Here is an 18,777-nt window from a genome sequence, read left to right on the forward strand (position 1 = left end):
AATGGCCGGGCGTTGCTCCGTTCCAGCAGTGTAGGAGCTGTCGCGGGGAGCGCGCGGGCGCTTCGTCAGAAGGCTTTCGTGAAGCTTGGCTCAGCAGATCACGTGACGTACTGCGCGATGCCATTGCCGAACGACCAGTTCTCTTTCTTCACTTCCACCAGATTGATGAGCACGTCCTCCAAGCGCACCGCCAGTTGCGTGTGCAAGCTTTCGGCGATGGTTTTGAACAGCAGTTGTTTCTTCTCCACGGTGCGCCCTTCGCTGATGGTGATCTGAATGAACACCACGCCGTCAGTGCGCGGGATGCCGAGGTATTGCGGGTCGTAGATCAAGTGCTGACTGTCGTGTTCGGCGAGGATCTGGAAATTGTCGTGCTCCGGCACATCAATTGAACTGCGCAGGGCGGCGTAGATGAGTTCGCCGACGCGCTTGGCGAAGGTGGGGTCGGGGTTTTGTCTGATGTCGACGCGAACGAGGGGCATGGGCAGAGACTCCGCGGGGCAGGGGGACTCATTCACGCTAGACCATTTGGGGCTGATTTGAAGTATCCGGTGCCTGGGTGGACGTCATCGCTGGCAAGCCAACTCCTACAGGGATTCGTGATTTGGCCACGATTGCGTGAACAGCGCATAACCCTGTGGGAGCGGGCTTGCCCGCGAAGAGGCCGGCAGCCTTCACAAAGCACAACTTTTTTACAGCAATCTGTCAGGCGATTCGTCATGTTCTTGGGTTTATAAACGCAATTTGATGCGTCTGTTTAAAGACACCTGAAGTTACGTGCCAATGCCCACAAATTCTTGCGCCGTTGCCTACGCGTACGCCAGAATCCGCCGGCTTGTGCGCCTGGAGGGCGGTCGGTAACTTGGTCTGCATCACTGATTTCCAGTGATCGGGCTTAGCGGCCCGATATGCATCCCCGGTTGTACACAAGTCCTATCAAGTCAGACTTTTGTCTGCGCTCGATGGTGGCTGTGCGCATGGCATCTTCGGATGCGCCGGGTTTGGGATGCTTACCGGTCCGCTAACTTGCGCACAGCTGCCACCCTTTTGCTTAGCGGCGGAACGGTTGCAGCCCTTACAAGAGGGAAGCACCCATGTTCAAGGTAACGCCAAACCCGCCGATCTTCGATCCGGCATCCCCCTACGAATCCCCCAACTCCAAGAAATTCCACGAAGCCGCCGAGCGCGCCCTCGACCATTACCTGGTTCCTTCAGTCGCCGAGATCATGGCCGCGCCCTACGTCCCCAATCGCCTGTACATGGCCAACCCGGCCGCCAGTAACGAAGCCTTGCTGGCCGACGCCAGCGAAACCCTCGGCTCGGCCAACGTCACGCTCAACAACTTTGCCGCTCTGCTCGAAGGTACGCATCGCCAAACGGCGCTGGGCATTGCGCAGAACGTGATGCTGGCTGAGCTGGCGGTCAATCAAGTGCTCGATAAATGGGTGCCGGAGCAGTAGACCCAAACGGTGGCGGGGCGTGTAGCTCCGCCACTGTTGCTATGGCGGCTTTGTATGAGGCTGCCTACCCGACTCCCGGATTTTGCCTACAAATCCGCCGGATTCGTCCGCTATCAGGCACGGGATGAATAGGAAATCATGAGGGTACAAAGTAGTCCCGGCAGTCATTGCCAACAGCCAAGGAAGGCGCATGCTTCAGAACGATCGGGAAAATCTGGAACTCGAAAGGCTTCAAAATGAAATTCGTAAACTCGTTGTTGAGAGACTCAAGCTCATGGCGGAGGAAGGCAAATTAAAGCGAGAAAAATTCTGGTATCCAGTCGCGGTAGGCACTGGGGGGCTGACCGCGCTTGCTGCTGTATTAACTCTTTTGATCAAGTTTTAAGTTAACCCGGAAAAGAATAATCATGACCCTAGAAGAACGTGTTGCCAGAATTGAACGTCTGTATCAGGAGGGCGCCGAACTTGCTGAAGAAGCGCAAGACCTCTCACCAGCGGAAATCCGCTCAGAGTTATTCAGGTTCAGCATGGGGGCGCTATTTGCCTTGGTAGTGCTCATCATTGGGACGATAGTTCTCCGTTCGCTTTGAAACGTCCTCGGCAAGTTCGGCGCAAGACATGTTTAAAAACGACGCCGAACATACCTGAAGCCGACAGCAATCTCCCCAAAAACGACACCCCTCTGTTCTGCTCCGCACAACCATTCCTCAGCTAAGTCTTTGCTTCTGCTCATTTATCGCGGAGAATCGCGCCCCTGTTTCGGCCGGAGCATGTCTGTCGGTTTTTTCCGACGCGTCCTGACCGAGTGGCAAGTGACCGGAATGCGGAGATCCGACCGGATGAATGATCAGGCCAAAAGCGTCGACCAACGCTTTGATGCAGCAGCACCCGCTGAACTTTCGAGCTGGAATCGCCAGGACACCACCTGGATGTTGGGACTGTTTGGGACGGCCATCGGCGCCGGCACCCTGTATTTGCCAATCAACGCAGGATTGGGTGGCTTCTGGCCGCTGGTGATCCTCACGTTGCTGGCGTTCCCGATGACGTTCTTCGCACACCGTGGTCTGACCCGCTTCGTGCTCTCCGGTCGCGAAGGCGCCGACATCACGGATGTCGTCGAGGAGCATTTCGGCATCAAGGCCGGTGCACTGATCACGCTGCTGTACTTCTTCGCCATCTTCCCGATCCTGCTGATCTACAGCGTGGGCCTGACCAACACGGTCGCCAGCTTCCTCGAACATCAACTGCACATCACGCCGCCGCCACGGGCGATTTTGTCGTTTGTGCTGATCCTGGGTCTGCTGGCGGTGGTGCGTTGCGGCGAGCAGGCGATCGTCAAGGCGATGAGCCTGATGGTCTATCCGTTCATCGTCGCGCTGTTGTTTCTGGCGGTTTACCTGATCCCACACTGGAATGGCGGCATCCTCGCCACCGCTTCGCAAGTGCCACCACCGTCGGCGTTGCTGCACACGCTGTGGCTGGCGATTCCGGTGATGGTGTTCTCGTTCAACCACTCACCGATCATCTCGGCGTTTGCGGTGGATCAGAAGCGTCGTTATGGCGACAACGCTGACCAGCGCAGCTCTCAGATTTTGTGCCGCGCCCACCTGCTGATGGTGGTGATGGTGCTGTTCTTCGTGTTCAGTTGCGTGCTGACCCTGTCGCCGGAGCAACTGGCGCAAGCGAAGGATCAGAACCTGTCGATCCTGTCGTACCTGGCCAACCACTTCAGCAACCCGACCATCGCGTTTGCGGCGCCGTTGATTGCTTTCGTGGCGATCTCCAAGTCGTTCCTCGGTCACTACATCGGTGCCAGCGAAGGTCTCAAAGGCCTGATCATCAAGAGTGGCAAGCGTCCGGGCGCCAAGGCGCTGGACCGCATGGTGGCGGCGTTCATGCTGGTAATCTGCTGGATCGTCGCAACTCTTGACCCAAGCATCCTGGGCATGATCGAGACCGTCGGTGGCCCAGTGATCGCAGCGATTCTGTTCCTGATGCCGATGTACGCGATTCGCAAAATACCGGCGATGGCCCGTTATCGTGGCCAGGCGTCGAACGTGTTTGTCACCGCTGTTGGTCTGGTGGCTATCTCGGCGCTGGTTTACAAGCTGTCGCTGTAAAGCAAGATCAATAGATCGCAGTAACAAAAGCCGCTGTACACGATGTGTGCAGCGGCTTTTTTTCGCCTGTCTGGCGCCCATCAGAGGTGTCGCCTGACATGCCGCCATCGCTGGCTTGCCAGCGATGAGGCCGGGACAGGCTCTGACTATTCAGCAGGCATAAAAAAACGCCGCTCATCTCACGATGGGCGGCGTTCTTTATTGCGTTGTAGCGTTAGGCTTGAACGACCGGAATGTTGGCGTTCGCAGCAGCTTCACGGAACTCGGCGATCTGGTCGAAGGACAGGTAGCGGTAGATATCGGCCGCCATGCTGTCGATCTTGCCAGCGTATTCCATGTACTCCTCGACGGTCGGCAGGCGACCCAGGATCGAAGCAACGGACGCCAGCTCAGCCGAAGCCAGGTAGACGTTCGCGCCGTCGCCCAGACGGTTCGGGAAGTTACGGGTCGACGTCGACACCACGGTGCTGTTCGGCTCAACGCGTGCCTGGTTACCCATGCACAACGAGCAGCCTGGCATTTCCATGCGTGCGCCAGCCTTGCCGTAGATGCCGTAGTAGCCTTCTTCGGTCAGTTGGTGAGCGTCCATTTTGGTCGGCGGCGACAGCCACAGACGGGTTGGCAGCTGACCTTTGACCTGATCCAGCAGTTTACCGGCAGCGCGGAAGTGACCGATGTTGGTCATGCACGAACCGATGAACACTTCGTCGATCTTCTCGCCAGCAACGCTGGACAGCAGACGGGCGTCGTCCGGATCGTTTGGCGCGCACAGTACAGGCTCGCTGATGTCGGCCAGATCGATTTCGATGACTTCGGCGTATTCGGCGTCGGCATCGGCTTCCATCAGCTCAGGGTTGGCAACCCAGGCTTCCATCGCTTGGGCGCGACGTTCCAGAGTACGTGCATCGCCGTAACCTTCGCCGATCATCCAGCGCAGCAGGGTGATGTTGGAGTTCAGGTACTCGGTGATCGACTCTTTCGACAGCTTGATGGTGCAACCGGCAGCCGAACGTTCGGCCGAGGCGTCGGACAGTTCGAAAGCCTGTTCCAGCGTCAGGCCTTCCAGGCCTTCGATTTCCAGGATGCGGCCGGAGAAGGCGTTTTTCTTGCCTTTCTTCTCGACGGTCAGCAGACCGTTCTGGATAGCGAAGTAAGGAATGGCATGAACCAGGTCACGCAGGGTGATGCCAGGTTTCATTTTGCCTTTGAAGCGCACCAGGATCGATTCCGGCATGTCCAGCGGCATAACGCCAGTGGCTGCGGCGAACGCGACCAGACCGGAACCGGCCGGGAACGAGATGCCCATCGGGAAACGGGTGTGCGAGTCACCACCGGTACCCACGGTGTCCGGCAGCAGCATGCGGTTCAGCCACGAGTGGATGATGCCGTCGCCCGGACGCAGGGAAACGCCGCCGCGGGTCATGATGAAGTCAGGCAGGGTGTGGTGGGTGGTCACGTCGATCGGCTTTGGATAAGCCGCGGTGTGGCAGAACGACTGCATCACCAGATCAGCGGAGAAGCCCAGGCACGCCAGGTCTTTCAGTTCGTCACGGGTCATTGGACCGGTGGTGTCCTGAGAACCCACGGTGGTCATCTTCGGTTCGCAGTAGGTGCCAGGACGAACGCCTTGGCCTTCTGCCAGACCGCAAGCCTTGCCGACCATTTTCTGCGCCAGGGTGAAACCCTTGGTGCTTTCAGCCGGTGCTTCAGGCTTCTTGAACAGGTCGAACGCTGGCAGACCCAGCTCGGCGCGAGCCTTCTCGGTCAGGCCACGGCCGATGATCAGCGGGATACGGCCGCCGGCGCGGACTTCGTCCAGCAGAACCGGGGTCTTCATTTCGAAGGTGGTCAGGACTTCGTCGGTGCCGTGTTTGCAGACTTTGCCAGCATGCGGGTACAGGTCGATCACGTCGCCCATGTTCATGTTGGAAACGTCGAACTCGATTGGCAGTGCGCCGGCATCTTCCATGGTGTTGTAGAAGATTGGTGCGATTTTGCTGCCGAAGCAGAAACCGCCAGCGCGCTTGTTCGGCACGTAAGGCACGTCGTCGCCGAAGAACCACAGCACCGAGTTGGTAGCGGATTTACGCGAGGAACCGGTACCGACCACGTCACCGACGTAGGCGATCGGGAAGCCTTGACCGCGCATTTCTTCGATCTGCTTCATCGGGCCGATGGCGCCCTGCTGATCAGGAACGATGCCGTCGCGAGCCATTTTCAGCATGGCCAGTGCGTGCAGCGGGATGTCTGGACGCGACCAGGCGTCTGGAGCAGGGGACAGGTCGTCGGTGTTGGTTTCGCCAGTTACTTTGAAGACGCGCAGGCTGATCTTGTCGGCCAGGGTCGGGCGGTTCTTGAACCACTCGCCGTCAGCCCAGGATTGCAGCACGGCTTGGGCGTGAGCGTTGCCGTTCTTGGCTTTTTCCGCCACGTCGTGGAACGCATCGAACATCAGCAGGGTGTGCTTGAGTTGCGCGGCAGCGACTGGCGCCAGTTCGGCGTCGTCCAGCAGGTCAACCAGGGTCACGATGTTGTAGCCGCCCTGCATGGTGCCGAGCAGTTCTACAGCGCGTTTTTTGTCCAGCAGAGGGGAGGAAACTTCGCCCTTGGCCAGTGCAGACAGGAAACCTGCTTTGACATAAGCGGCTTCGTCCACGCCTGGTGGAATGCGATTGGTGATCAGGTCAACGAGGAATTCTTCTTCGCCAGCCGGAGGGTTTTTCAGCAGCTCGACCAGGCCTGCTGTTTGTTCGGCGTTAAGCGGCTGGGGAACGATACCCAGGGCTGCACGCTCTTCGATATGTTTGCGGTAGGCTTCAAGCACAGTTATTACCCTCATCAGTGGTCCCAAATGGGTGTCCGGGACGCTCATCCCGAAATGGTCGTACTCATGCGCTGCGTGGCGTTGTGGGCCACTTAGCCAGAATTACCGACCATTCCTTACAGAAGCTGCTTTCAAAGTTTTACGCCTGCAGAACGGGGAGCTGATGAGGGTTGGCGTTGGGTTTTTCCCCGCTGGAAAAACCCTTCGCCAACACCGTTCTGAAGGAACGACTGTGCTCGTGACGCTTTGAAAACAGCTTCTAACGGACATTGGCGCCTTAAAAGGCTGGCTGATTCTACGGCAAAAAAAAATTAAAGGTAAGTTCGTCCCTGATGTTTGAGGGGTGATGAATGTTAGACAAAGGGCTAACATGCCGACCTGTTCCGCGTTTCAGTGCCTTTGCCTATCTTATGCCCAATCAGACCATCAAGACCCCCTGCGTCGGCCTCTGCTCCACTGTTTACGGTGATCTGGTGTGCCGTGGCTGCAAGCGTTTCCATCACGAAGTGATCAACTGGAATGGTTACGGTGAGGAGGAAAAGCGTGCGGTGTGGTTGCGCCTGGAACAATTGCTGTCACAAGTGATGGCGGGCAAGGTCGAAATATTCGATCCCGCGCGCCTTCGCCAGCAACTGGAACAGCGCAAGATCCGCTTCGTGCCGCATCAGTCGGAATATTGCTGGGCGTATCAGCTGATTGCCCGGGGGGCGCGGGTGATCATTAATCTCGAAGCGTATGGCATGGTGCTGCTGCCGGAGTTTCGTGACTGGAATCTGCCGGAGTTGCGCGATGCCATTGATCGGGAATTCTTCCTGCTGTCGGAAGCGCACTATCAGCGCTACATCGCGCCCGGCTTTTTGAAGGACGCCTTCGGCGCCTGAAAGTCAAAAGATCGCAGCCTTCGGCAGCTTCTAAAGGGGAATGCGATCTACCTGCAGGAGCTGCCAAAGGCTGCGATCTTTTGATCTTTAGTGCTTCGCCGTCAACTCCACCAGATGATCCTCAACCTCCTGCGGCTTGAGCACCAGCACATCACTTTCCAGCTCATCCAGCACCACTTCAGCGGTATTGCCGATCAGCGCCCCTGACAAGCCTGTGCGCGCCACGGTGCCGATCACGGTCACCGCCGCTTGCAGCTTGTGCGCCATAAACGGAATCAACACATCCGCCGGGCCTTCCTCGATGTGCAAATGTGCGTCGTCGACGTCGAATTCCGCCTGAAACGCCCGGCACTGTTCACGATAGCGCGCCTCGATGGTCTCACTGAGTTGCAGCGTGGGGTCTGCGGCCGACAACATCGGCGAGGGATGGGCGCTGATCACATGCAGATGCCCCTTGGCAAGGCTGGCAATGTCATAGCCATGATCAATGATGGTGGTGTGCAGATGACGGTGCTCACCGTCGACATTGCCCACGTCGACAGCGGCCAGAATCACCCGGTCCTTCCAGGAGGTGGACGTTTTCACCAACAGCACCGGAGTAGGGCAGTGGCGCAGCAGCTTCCAGTCCGCCGGGGTCAGCAGGGCTTTTTTCAGCGAGCTGTCGGGGAAATGCTGTTTGACTACCAGTCCGCAGCCTTCGGCCTGCTGCACGTCGATGATGGTTTCGTGCAGGCTCTCGTTCCACGCCTGCTCAGTGGTCACGCTGTAGCCGTCCTCCAGCAGCGCAGCTTTGAGTACGCTGAGCATGGCGGCGTGGTCGTGCTTCTTGTCGCACACCAGCAGGTGCAGATGGGCCTGGGTCACCCCGGCGATCAACTTGGCGCGCTTGAGCGCCAGGCTTTCCGAGTGTTCGGGTTCGATGACCACCAGAATGCTGCGAATGGCTTGCATGAGCGGAGTCTCCAGCAAAGAAAAGGCACGGCGTTGCACAACTATAGTTGCTGCTCCAACACCTGCGACTTGATGCATATCAACACCCGCCGCTGGTGGTCTGCGGACAGGCCGGTATAATCGGCGCCCTTCGCTCGAACACCTTTTACCGTGAGCCCCATGATCCTTCCCGAAATCCACGAATTCCTTGGCTGCCGCACACCCGACGCCTGGGTGCAGGCGGCACTGGCCGATCAGGAAACTCTACTGATCGACCACAAGAACTGCGAGTTCAAGGCGGCCAGCACCGCGCTGAGCCTGATAGCCAAGTACCATTCCCACGTCGATCTGATCAACATGATGTCGCGTCTGGCCCGGGAAGAACTGGTGCACCACGAACAGGTCATGCGCATCATGAAGCGCCGCAAGATCGAGCTGCGTCAGTTGCATGCCGGCCGCTATGCCTCGGGTCTGCGCAAAGTGGTACGCAGCCATGAGCCGGTGAAACTGGTCGATACGCTGGTGGTCGGGGCGTTTATCGAAGCGCGCAGTTGCGAGCGTTTCGAAGCACTGGTGCCGCATTTGGACGAAGAACTCGGCAAGTTCTACTTTGGCCTGCTGAAAAGCGAGGCGCGGCATTTTCAGGGTTATCTGAAGCTGGCTTATCAATATGGCGATGCAAAAGACATCGCTCAGGTGATCGAGAAAGTGCGTGCTGCCGAGCAAGAACTGATCGAATCGCCGGACGACGAGTTCCGTTTCCATAGCGGCGTACCTGCCTGAGATTGTTAAAAACTCTTAAGAGTATGAAACATCACCGAAAACCGGCCCCAGTGGCCGGTTTTTGCTGCCCGCTGTAAACGCCACAACAATGTTTGCCGCCATAATGGCGCCCACTTCACACATGGGTTGGCACATGGTCGTTATGGATAACCTGGGTTTTGGCAAAGTCCTGCTGGTGGAAGACGACGAGCGCCTTGCCGCACTGATCGCGCACTTCCTCGAACAGCACGGCTACGAGGTGCGCACAGTGCATCGCGGTGATCTGGCCGTGGCCGCGTTCCATGAGTTCAAACCGAAAGTGGTGGTGCTCGACCTGATGCTGCCGGGGCAGAGCGGTCTGCACGTGTGCCGGGAAATCCGCAGTGTGTCGGACACACCGATCGTGATTCTGACCGCCAAGGAAGACGATCTCGACCACATTCTGGGCCTTGAGTCCGGTGCCGATGACTACGTGATCAAGCCGATCAAACCGCCGGTATTGCTGGCCCGATTGCGCGCATTGCAGCGGCGGCAGGCGCCGGACAGTGGCGTGGTCAGTTCTCTGGAATTCGGTCAGCTGAGCATCGACCGCAGTTGCCGCGAGGTACGCCTGGCGGGCGAGATCATCGAAATGACCACCATGGAATTCGAGCTGCTGTGGTTGCTGGCCAGTGCGGCCGGCAATACGCTTTCACGCGATGACATCCTCAACCGTATGCGCGGCATTGCCTTCGATGGGCTGAACCGCAGCGTCGACGTGTACATCAGCAAATTGCGCAACAAGCTCAAGGACAACCCACGCGAACCGGTGTGCATCAAGACCGTGTGGGGCAAGGGTTATCTGTTCAATCCGTTTGCGTGGGAGCTGTAAGATGCTGCGGTTATTTCTCGGTCTGTTCCTGGTGATGACGGTGGGGCTGGTGTTGGCTCTGCAAACGGTCGAGCGCACATTCGACGCGCTGCTCGATTATCAGATGGAGGATTACAACCGCGAGGCGATGCGTGGGCAGGCCTGGACGCTGAGCGAGCTATTGCGTGGCCTCGACGGCCCGGCACGGGAAAAGCAGCTTGAGGCCATTCGCCCGCACTACGGTTCGGGGCTGACGCTGGTTGAAGCCGAACAACTGGCATTGAGCGACAAGGAAAAAACCGAGCTGGCTCAAGGGCGGCTGGTGATCCGCGACAAGTACACCCACTACATCGGCTCAATTGATGGCGGCTCGCAGCTGCTCAGTATCCGTCTGCCGGCCGAGCCCAGTTTGATGCCGTTTTACCTTGCGGCGGCGTATCTGATGATCGCGGTGATGATTGGTTTCGTCCTGTTCTTCTGGGTGCGCCCGCACTGGCGTGATCTGGAAAAACTGCGCCTGGCCGCCGAACGTTTCGGCGACAACGATCTGTCAGTACGCATTCAGCTGTCCAAGCGCTCGAACATCCGTGATCTGGCCGAGCATTTCAACCTGATGGCCGCACGTATCGAAAGCCTCATCGCCAATCAGCGCGAATTGACCAATGCGGTATCCCACGAACTGCGCACGCCGATTGCGCGGCTGTCGTTTGAGCTCGATCAGCTCAAGCAGTCTCCGGACGCCAGCCAGAATCGCGAACTGATTGCCGATATGTACGCCGACCTTGGCGAGCTGGAGGAAATGGTCTCCGAGCTGCTGACCTATGCCAGCCTCGAGCGCGGCGCGACGGTGATCAAGCGCGAGAACATTCAGGCGGCCAATTGGCTGGACAGCGTGGTCGGCAGTGTGGCGCTAGAGGCAGAGGCGGCGGGGGTGCAGTTGTTGATCGGTGATTGCCGGATCGAAACGGTGCGCATCGAGCCGCGGTTCATGGCACGGGCGGTGATCAACCTGCTGCGCAATGCAATTCGCTATGCCGAGCAGCGTGTGGAGGTGACGCTGGTGCGCACAGGTGATTACTACGAAGTGCGGGTCAACGATGACGGGCCGGGGGTGCCGGTGGATGGACGGGAGAAGATCTTTGAACCGTTCTCGCGGCTGGATGCCAGCCGGGATCGCCGCACGGGTGGTTTTGGCCTGGGATTGGCGTTGGTGCGGAGGGTCTCGCAATCCCATGGTGGGCAGGTCGAGGTTGGGGATTCGCCTTGGGGCGGGGCGTCGTTTCGCATGACCTGGGCGCATCTGGATTGATTGCACTGTCAGTGGCGGCCCCATCGCTGGCTTGCCAGCGATGAGGTCATCAAAGACGCCACAAAATCAAAAGCTGTACGCCACCTGCCCAACCACTGAAGTCTGCAACCTGCGGTCGACAATCGGGCTGTCCGCCGCCTCACTACTCAGGTACTGCACCGCCAGCACCGACGAAACGCTCCAGCGCTCATCAATGGGCAATGTCCAGCTCAACTCTCCACCGCGACTTATCAGCCCGCCTTTCGCCTCATAAGCGCCGAACTTGCTGCGCGCAGCCTGCGCCGAGCTGACGCCGTACCAGGTGCGCAGGTAATCGCCATCGCCAAACTGGCTGTTCAACCCGCCGATCACTTTGCCATATCGACCTTCATACAACGGCAAGTTGATACTCAGCTTCAGTCGGTTCCACGACGAGCCGGTGTCGCGGTCATCGTCGTCCTTTTCCAGCGCATGCTCGAAGCTCGCTCCAAGAATGATCGGCCCCATGTGGTAGCTGCCATCCACGCCCAACACCGGGCGTGATTTGATCGAACCCATGCCGTTCAACTCGTCAGAGCCTTTGAATCCGCTCTTGCGATCCTTGCGCACATCGCTGGCCCCGACGTAGACGCTGAGACCGAAATTGTCTTCATCAAACCCCCAACCCAGTCCCCGACCAGTGTCGAGAAAAAAGCCCTGGGGGCTGACCACTTTGACACCCACCAGCGGCGCCGTTACCCGCTCACCACTGCCGCTGTAGCGCGGCGCGTTGACCACGCCTGCATGCAGGGTCGTGTGCCAGTCTTCGGCGCGCAACGAACCGCCGGGAATCAGCAAGCAAAGGGAAGTCAGAGACAAGGAGAGTGTGCGAAACGGAACTGGCATGAGGCACCCGAGAGTAATGTGGATGCGCCCATGCTAGGTGGCTGCCGGCCAGCAATCTTTGGCAGCTTTGTCGGGAAACTGTCAAAGACTGTGAAGGCAGTCACCAGGTGCTCTCCGATAGCAAGGGTGTGCGCTTGGGCCTGGTACATTTTGCTCGACACCCGCCGGTGTGATTCGACCCGCGTCGGCAGCGTCTAGCCCCAGTGTCCCCGCAATCCCATGGGGCGAGACTTCGGAACCCGGCATGCAAGCGCTGTTGAACGAGATCCTGGACGCTGTCCGGCCCCTGATCGGTCAGGGCAAAGTGGCTGACTACATTCCTGCCCTCGGCACCGTGCCGGCCAATCAGCTGGGCATCGCCGTGTATGGCAACGACGGCGAGATGTATTTTGCCGGCGACGCCGAGACGCCGTTCTCGGTGCAGAGTATTTCCAAGGTGTTCAGCCTGGTGCAGGCGATTGATCACTCGGGTGAGGCGATCTGGGAACGCCTCGGCCATGAGCCGTCCGGTCAGCCGTTCAACTCGCTGGTGCAACTGGAATTCGAGCGTGGCCGACCGCGTAATCCGTTCATCAATGCCGGTGCGCTGGTGATCTGCGACATCAACCAGTCGCGCTTCGCGGCACCGACTCTGTCGATGCGTGATTTTGTCCGGCGCCTGTCGGGCAATCCGCAAGTCATGATCGACGCCAAGGTCGCTGATTCCGAATATCAGCACCGTGCGCGCAACGCGGCGATGGCGTACCTGATGCAATCCTTCGGCAACTTCCACAACGACGTCGAGTCGGTTCTGCGTAGCTATTTCAGCCATTGCGCGCTGCGCATGAACTGCATTGATCTGGCCCGGGCGTTCTGCTTTCTGGCCAACGACGGTTTCTGCAAACACAGTGGCGAACAGATTCTGACGCGCCGCCAGACCCAGCAGGTCAACTCGATCATGGCCACCAGCGGACTGTATGACGAGGCGGGCAACTTTGCCTATCGCGTCGGCCTGCCGGGTAAAAGTGGCGTGGGCGGCGGGATCGTCGCGGTGGTGCCGGGGCAGTTCACTGTGTGCGTGTGGTCGCCGGAGTTGAATGCTGCGGGGAATTCGCTGGCGGGGATGGCGGCGCTGGAGATGCTCAGTTCGCGGATTGGCTGGTCGGTGTTCTGACCCGATCAGTCAAACACCACAAAATCCTGTGGGAGCTGGCAAGCCAACTCCCACAGGGATAGCGGTGTTTGCGGAAGGTGTATTTCAGTGAAGAATCCTATACATTTTGCGCCCGCCCTCTGCATGGTGAATCCGCTTCATGTCTCTTGCGCTCGAACGTCTGGTTGCTGGCACGCCGATCCCTTTCGCTGGTAACCGCGTCACCGTGGTCAGCCCCGAACTGGCCGCGCGCTTTCAGCCCGGTGATCACCTGCTGGTTGAGCAGGTGAGTGGCGAACTGTTGCTGATTCCGGTCGCCGATCAACAAGCGGCCTCTGTCGCGATCGAACGTGCGGCGGCGGCATTTACCGCGCTGTCGGCGGTGTCCGATGAGGCGATCAGTCAATTCTTCGATCTGTTCGCGCAGCGCCTGGAAACACCGGATTGCTGGGCACAGATTGAAGCCGCCAATCTCGCCGATATCGAGCGGGCCAAGGCACGCGGGCGTTCCACCACGCGTCTGCTCGCCGACGAGCGTATGCGCGGCGATATGATTGCCGGCCTGCGTGCCTGGCGTGATGCGCCGGCGACGCGCGGTAAAGTCATCAGCAGCGTCGAACACGACGGCTGGAAGGTCGAGCAGGTGGTCTCGCCGCTGGGTATCGTCGCGTTTGTCTTTGAAGGTCGCCCTAACGTCTTCGCCGATGCGGCCGGTGTCTTGCGTACCGGTAATACAGCGGTGCTACGGATTGGCAGCGATGCGCTGGGGACGGCGCAAGCCATCGTCACACATGCGCTTAACCCGGCGTTGGCTGCGGCCGGTCTGCCGGCGGGCGCGGTGTCGTTGGTGGAGAGCGTCAATCACGCCGCCGGTTGGGCGATGTTTGCCGATCGGCGTCTGTCGCTGGCGGTGGCTCGTGGTTCGGGGCGCGCGGTCAGTCAATTGGGCAGCATTGCCCAGCAGGCCGGGACTGCGGTCAGCCTGCATGGCACCGGTGGGGCGTGGTTGATTGCCGATCGTGAAGCTGATGCCAAACGCTTTGCGGCGGTGGTACGCAATTCGCTGGATCGCAAAGTCTGCAACACCCTGAACGTCTGCCTGATTCAGCGCGAGCGCGCCGCCGAATTGGTGCCACTGTTCCTCGATGCGCTGCAACAGGCCGGCACCGCGCGCGGCCAAGGCTGCAAATTGCACATCGTCGAAGGCAGCGAAAGTTGCCTGCCCACTGAATGGCAGAACGCGACGGTCGAGGTCTATCGCGCCGAGGGTTATCAGACCGAAGCACTGGCCGAACCGCTGGCAGAGTCGGAGCTGGGTCGCGAGTGGGAATGGGAAGAAACCCCGGAGGTCAGCCTGATGATCGTTGACGATCTGGATCAGGCCATTGCGCTGTTCAACCGCTACAGCCCGCAATTTACTGTGTCGCTGATCAGTGAAAGTGCGCAGGTTCAGGAGCGGTTCTACAACGCGGTGAATGCGCCGTTTGTGGGCAATGGCATCACCCGATGGGTCGATGGCCAGTACGCACTGAACAAGCCGGAACTGGGGCTTTCGAACTGGGAGAGTGGGCGGTTGTTTGCGCGCAGTGCGATTCTTTCCGGGGATGGTGTGTTTACGGTGCGTAGTCGCATGAGCCAGATCGACCTGACCGTAAAACGCTGACTGCGTTGTGCAGGAACTGCCGAAGGCCCGAGCCTTCGGCAGTTCCTACAGGGGGCAAAGTGTATTTCAGGCTGCTTCGGTGGTGTTTGCCTGAACTGCGCAAGCCGCCGGTTGTTCGGCCAGCGGTACAAAGGTGCGGCGGTCCGAGGACAGCGCATCGATCGAGCCAGTCTCGATGTCATACACCCAGCCATGCAGATTCAGCAGGCCTTTCTCCTGGGCCAGGCGCACACTCGGATGGGTCTGGATATTCGCCAGCTGCGCGATCACGTTTTCGCGCACCATCGAACTCAATTTCGCCGCGTCATTGGCATGCGGCCGCGCTTCGTTCACCACTTTCGCCGACTCGGCATGTTGCAGCCAGCCACTGACGGCGGGCAGGTGATCCATGCATTTGCACTTCGCAATCGCCGTCATCGCACCGCAATCGGAGTGTCCGCAGATCACAATGTCCGTCACGCCAAGCACCGCCACCGCATATTCCACCGTCGCCGACACCCCGCCCGGATGAGGGCTGTAGGACGGCACGATATTGCCGGCGTTGCGGATCACAAACAGCTCGCCGGGTTCTTGCTGGGTCAGCAGTTCCGGCACCACGCGGCTGTCGGAGCAGGTGATGAACAAGGTGCCGGGTTGCTGGGTGGTCGCCAGGTGTTTGAACAGTTCGGTGCGTTTCGGGAAGGCTTCGTTCTGGAACTTCAGGAAACCGTCGATCAGGGCTTTCATGGGCGTGTCCTCTTCAATGGAGATCGATGGGCCCGCACGCGGGGGGGGCGGGCGGGCCGGGGCACATCAGAACGGACGCAGGGGCAGGAATTTGCCGTCGAGGGTAACCACGGCGCGGGAACCGCCTTCCGGGTCTTCGACTTTCTTGATGTCCAGTTTGAAGTTGATCGCGCTGATGATGCCGTCGCCGAACTGCTCGTGAACCAAAGCTTTGAGGGTCGTGCCGTAGATCTGGATCATCTCGTGGAAGCGGTAGATGGTCGGGTCGGTCGGCACGCCGCTGAGGCTGCCGCGCAGCGGGATGATTTGCAGGGCGGCGACGTCAGCGGCGTCCAGTTCCAGCTTGTCGCCCACTACTTGGGCGGCGTTTTCCGGCAGGGGGTGCTGGCCGAGCAGGGCGGCGGTGACGAAGGCCAGGCTGAGGCCGGTGCCGTCGGCGAGATCCTGCCAGGACAGGTTTTTGCCTGCCTTGAGGTCAAGAATGCGGGTGGTCAGGGCCAGACTGGTGTCGTTGTAGGCGTGGGACTGTTGCATGGTGTCACTCCTTTCAGGGTTGGCTTGCTGTGTGGGATTGATCTTCTGCCGATTTATCCATAGCGTCCAAGACCCATATACAATGCTTCGCATAAGCCTTTCCTATAGATGGTATGCCCATGCTGTTGCGACATTTGCGTTACCTGCTGGCCGTTGCCGATCACGGCGGCTTTACCCGCGCGGCCGAGGCGCTGCATGTCTCGCAGCCGACCCTGTCGCAACAGATTCGCCAACTGGAGGAAACCCTGGGTGTGAATCTGTTTGATCGCACCTCGCGGACGGTAAAGCCCACCGATGCCGGCGAGGCCTACATTGATTGCGCGCGACGGGTGTTGGTGGAGCTGGAGGCGGGCAAGCGCGCGTTGCATGACGTGAAGGATCTGACCCGTGGCACCTTGCGTCTGGCCATGACGCCGACGTTCATGGCGTATCTGGTCGGGCCATTGGTGCGCGATTACACGGCGCGGTTTCCGGGGATTCATTTGCAGATCTTCGAGTTGTCGATGGACGACATTGAGGCAGGGCTTGCGGATGACTCGCTGGATATCGCGATTGCATTTACTCCGGTGCGCAGCCCGGACATCGAGTGCATTCCGGCGTTTGTCGAGACGCTGGGGGTGATGGTCGGGCGCGAGCATCCGTTGTACGACAGCACGGCGGTACTGACCTCGGATGACGTTGCGCAACTGGATTTTGCGCTGCTGGCGCCGGACTTCATCACGCGGTTATCGGTGGATGAGTATTTCCGTCAGCACGGGATCACGCCCAAAGTGCGTATTGAAGTGAATTCGGTCAGTACGCTGCTGGAGGTGGTGCGACATTCGCCGATTGCGACGATGTTGCCGGAGGCGATTGCGACTGAGGATCGCGCTTTGCGCAGGCTGCGGGTAGAAAGCGAAGCGCCGCGGCGAGGGGCGGCGTTGTTGCGGCGCAGGAATAATTATCACAGTGCGGCGGCAGTGGCGTTTGTGGAACTGGTGTTGAGCATGGGAAGCCCCTCACCCTAACCCTCTCCCGGAGGGAGAGGGGACTGACCGAGGTGTTGGTGGCTAATGCGCCGACCTGAAATACTGAAGTTGGATGTAGATCGCAAGCACACTCCAGATCGACTCCCTTTCCCCGAGGGCGAGGGGATTGAACGAGGAGTTTTTGGCTAATGCGCCGACTTGAAATATTGAAGTTGAATGTAGATCGCAAGCACGCTCGAGATCGGCTCCCTCTCCCTCCGGGAGAGGGCTGGGGTGAGGGGATAGATTTAACTAACACCACAAAGCTTACGCCATACACAAAAAAAGGCCTGCTCCATAGCTGGAAGCAGACCCTCTTGTTATTTAAGTTGTAAATCAGCAGAACCGATCAATCACCCGAACTTCATTCTTGTTCTGCATCGAGTCCCACGCCTGTTTCAGCGTCTGCAGAACATTACCGATGAAGTCCTTGTCGGCCGCGGCTTTTTTGCCGACATAACCTTGGCCGCGGCGGTACATCTTCAGGCGGGCCAGCAGGTTCTGATTGTTGCGGTCGAACTCTTCTTCGCCAGCGTGGGGCGCCAGGCAGTCGATATGCACTTGGCCCGATTTGCTGATCCACAGAATATGGCTGTCGAGGCTGTCTTTTTGCGCAGCGAACATACGAGCCAGTTCTTCGATAGTGGGTTTATTGTTCAGATTCATGATTTTGCCCCTTGACCAGTTTGGTGATCTTTCAAAGTTGATTCGCTAATACAGGTAGCCCATCGGTTAGTTGATCCCTGGCACCGAAACCAGGACGTCAGCGCTCGCCCGTGTGAAGTACGGGGTCGTGCATCTGTTGCATGTAGTCGTGTTGAATAACTGCTACGCAATAGCGTCACAACGAGGAGAAGCAGCGAAAACCGGGAGGCCCTTGTCGACATTTTCAGTGTCGACCACAAGCGTCTTGAGAATTTTCGCCAGCGCTTCTCGTCCTTGTACTGGACGTTCAGGCCAGGTCAGCTTCTTCAATCTGCCTTGTGGGCAGCGTGTATCCGGAAAAAACAACTCGGCGGTCAGACGAGTTTGCTCAAGCGTATTACCAATGTTCCCGATCGGGGAACGTCTTCATCATGCAAAAGCAAAACGACGCCGTCAACGGTTTTGTAGTGATTATTTTTGTTCACTACATATTGTCGGACAAAGCTGTTTTGGAATGAGAAAGGATCCGTTCACGCAACGGAAAAGGGGCTGCGCAGGACATAGAACGTACACGGATAACCGTCTACTTCGCGCTGCAGCAAGGTGAACTCGCCGCCGCTCAATACCGGCATCAGCCTGGCCCAGAAGCGCTGTGCAGGCCGGTTGGCATCGATATGGAAAATCTGCCACTGACCCGGGATTCGGCTCAAGAGGGCAGAGACGACAAACTGCGCGACACCTTGGCCACGAAAGCGTCGGGCGAGAAAGAAGTAGCCGATGTTGTGTTCGGCGCTGGCGATGTGGGTTTCGTTATCGACGGTCACGAAACCGGCGAGTTCGTCGTCGACCCGGATCAGGAAGGGTTGGGTTGCGGGATGGCGCCAGTATTCGTCTTTCGGTTGGATGCTGAAAAAGCCATGCTCGGCGAGCTTCAAAGGCAGCCATTGGCTGAAGTCATACATGTAGAACTGCATCAGGTTTTCGAGGGTTTGCAGTTCGTCGCGCTGGGCGGGGTGCAGTTCGACGTTATGCATGCTTAGGCTTCCTGAAAGTGATGACCTTTCAGAAAC

Annotated in this window: 19 protein-coding genes; 11 read left to right on the forward strand and 8 right to left on the reverse strand. The window is 58.7% G+C overall.

All coding sequences use genetic code 11. From position 1 onward, the window contains the following. Nucleotides 1-98 precede the first annotated feature (98 nt). Nucleotides 99-482, reverse strand: coding sequence for a tautomerase family protein (locus ACA074_RS11235; RefSeq protein ID WP_497679015.1), 384 nt, complete (start codon nt 480-482; stop codon nt 99-101). 612 nt (nt 483-1,094) lie between these two features. Here ACA074_RS11235 and ACA074_RS11240 point away from each other — a divergent pair. From ACA074_RS11240 to ACA074_RS11255, 4 genes are all read left to right on the forward strand, one after another. Then, nucleotides 1,095-1,460: a DUF6124 family protein gene (locus tag ACA074_RS11240; RefSeq protein ID WP_497679016.1), complete on the forward strand. Its 366-nt coding sequence runs from the start codon at nt 1,095-1,097 to the stop codon at nt 1,458-1,460. Between the two features lie 190 nt (nt 1,461-1,650). Then, complete coding sequence (locus ACA074_RS11245; RefSeq protein WP_187680249.1) at nt 1,651-1,845, forward strand: hypothetical protein; 195 nt, start codon at nt 1,651-1,653, stop codon at nt 1,843-1,845. Between the two features lie 22 nt (nt 1,846-1,867). Further along, the gene (locus ACA074_RS11250; RefSeq protein ID WP_187680250.1) at nt 1,868-2,050 is read left to right on the forward strand and encodes a hypothetical protein; all 183 of its coding nucleotides are present in this window, start codon (nt 1,868-1,870) and stop codon (nt 2,048-2,050) included. A gap of 249 nt (nt 2,051-2,299) precedes the next feature. Next, a complete protein-coding gene (locus tag ACA074_RS11255) occupies nt 2,300-3,580 on the forward strand; it encodes an HAAAP family serine/threonine permease (RefSeq protein WP_497679017.1) in 1,281 nt (426 codons plus the stop codon). Nucleotides 3,581-3,794: 214 nt separating this feature from the next. Here ACA074_RS11255 and acnB read toward each other — a convergent pair whose 3' ends face one another. After that, nucleotides 3,795-6,404 (reverse strand): bifunctional aconitate hydratase 2/2-methylisocitrate dehydratase, encoded by a 2,610-nt coding sequence (gene acnB, locus ACA074_RS11260; protein ID WP_489880122.1) that lies wholly within the window; start codon nt 6,402-6,404, stop codon nt 3,795-3,797. A 410-nt stretch (nt 6,405-6,814) separates the two neighbouring features. Here acnB and ACA074_RS11265 point away from each other — a divergent pair, with 410 nt between their 5' ends. Continuing rightward, a complete protein-coding gene (locus ACA074_RS11265) occupies nt 6,815-7,285 on the forward strand; it encodes a DUF1289 domain-containing protein (protein WP_187680252.1) in 471 nt (156 codons plus the stop codon). Between the two features lie 87 nt (nt 7,286-7,372). On the opposite strand, the gene uspL is transcribed toward ACA074_RS11265, so the two are convergent. Then, nucleotides 7,373-8,236, reverse strand: a complete 864-nt coding sequence (uspL, locus tag ACA074_RS11270) for a universal stress protein UspL (protein ID WP_497617674.1) — start codon at nt 8,234-8,236, stop codon at nt 7,373-7,375. A gap of 159 nt (nt 8,237-8,395) precedes the next feature. On the opposite strand from uspL, the gene ACA074_RS11275 reads away from it, so the two are divergent. The 3 genes from ACA074_RS11275 (at nt 8,396) to ACA074_RS11285 (ending at nt 11,136) form a co-directional block, all read left to right on the forward strand. After that, nucleotides 8,396-8,998 (forward strand): MiaE family protein, encoded by a 603-nt coding sequence (locus tag ACA074_RS11275; RefSeq protein ID WP_122607119.1) that lies wholly within the window; start codon nt 8,396-8,398, stop codon nt 8,996-8,998. A 142-nt stretch (nt 8,999-9,140) separates the two neighbouring features. Continuing rightward, nucleotides 9,141-9,848: a response regulator gene (locus tag ACA074_RS11280; RefSeq protein ID WP_187680287.1), complete on the forward strand. Its 708-nt coding sequence runs from the start codon at nt 9,141-9,143 to the stop codon at nt 9,846-9,848. 1 nt (nt 9,849) lies between these two features. Next, nucleotides 9,850-11,136 carry an ATP-binding protein gene (locus ACA074_RS11285; protein WP_497679018.1) on the forward strand — a complete coding sequence of 429 codons (1,287 nt, stop codon included), beginning with the start codon at nt 9,850-9,852 and terminating at the stop codon, nt 11,134-11,136. Between the two features lie 66 nt (nt 11,137-11,202). Here ACA074_RS11285 and ACA074_RS11290 read toward each other — a convergent pair whose 3' ends face one another. After that, on the reverse strand, nt 11,203-12,000 hold the full coding sequence (locus ACA074_RS11290) for a MipA/OmpV family protein (RefSeq protein ID WP_497679019.1): 798 nt from the start codon (nt 11,998-12,000) through the stop codon (nt 11,203-11,205). 244 nt (nt 12,001-12,244) lie between these two features. On the opposite strand from ACA074_RS11290, the gene glsB reads away from it, so the two are divergent. Both glsB and ACA074_RS11300 read left to right on the forward strand, forming a co-directional pair. Continuing rightward, nucleotides 12,245-13,153 (forward strand): glutaminase B, encoded by a 909-nt coding sequence (gene glsB, locus ACA074_RS11295; RefSeq protein WP_187680255.1) that lies wholly within the window; start codon nt 12,245-12,247, stop codon nt 13,151-13,153. A gap of 139 nt (nt 13,154-13,292) precedes the next feature. After that, entirely contained in the window at nt 13,293-14,795 is a 1,503-nt protein-coding gene (locus tag ACA074_RS11300) for an aldehyde dehydrogenase family protein (protein WP_497679020.1), read from the forward strand. 66 nt (nt 14,796-14,861) lie between these two features. On the opposite strand, the gene ACA074_RS11305 is transcribed toward ACA074_RS11300, so the two are convergent. Next, nucleotides 14,862-15,521: a carbonic anhydrase gene (locus tag ACA074_RS11305; RefSeq protein ID WP_497679021.1), complete on the reverse strand. Its 660-nt coding sequence runs from the start codon at nt 15,519-15,521 to the stop codon at nt 14,862-14,864. A 66-nt stretch (nt 15,522-15,587) separates the two neighbouring features. After that, the gene (gene cynS / locus ACA074_RS11310) at nt 15,588-16,055 is read right to left on the reverse strand and encodes a cyanase (protein ID WP_401265513.1); all 468 of its coding nucleotides are present in this window, start codon (nt 16,053-16,055) and stop codon (nt 15,588-15,590) included. A gap of 119 nt (nt 16,056-16,174) precedes the next feature. Between cynS and cynR the strand changes: the two genes are divergently transcribed. Then, the gene (gene cynR, locus ACA074_RS11315; protein WP_497679022.1) at nt 16,175-17,062 is read left to right on the forward strand and encodes a transcriptional regulator CynR; all 888 of its coding nucleotides are present in this window, start codon (nt 16,175-16,177) and stop codon (nt 17,060-17,062) included. 336 nt (nt 17,063-17,398) lie between these two features. Here the strand turns inward: cynR and ACA074_RS11320 are convergent, their stop codons facing one another. Both ACA074_RS11320 and ACA074_RS11325 read right to left on the reverse strand, forming a co-directional pair. Then, on the reverse strand, nt 17,399-17,728 hold the full coding sequence (locus ACA074_RS11320; RefSeq protein WP_497617685.1) for a hypothetical protein: 330 nt from the start codon (nt 17,726-17,728) through the stop codon (nt 17,399-17,401). A 509-nt stretch (nt 17,729-18,237) separates the two neighbouring features. Further along, nucleotides 18,238-18,741, reverse strand: coding sequence for a GNAT family N-acetyltransferase (locus tag ACA074_RS11325; RefSeq protein WP_401265508.1), 504 nt, complete (start codon nt 18,739-18,741; stop codon nt 18,238-18,240). Nucleotides 18,742-18,777: the final 36 nt, after the last annotated feature.

It is taken from the genome of Pseudomonas sp. LBUM1655 (assembly GCF_059716085.1).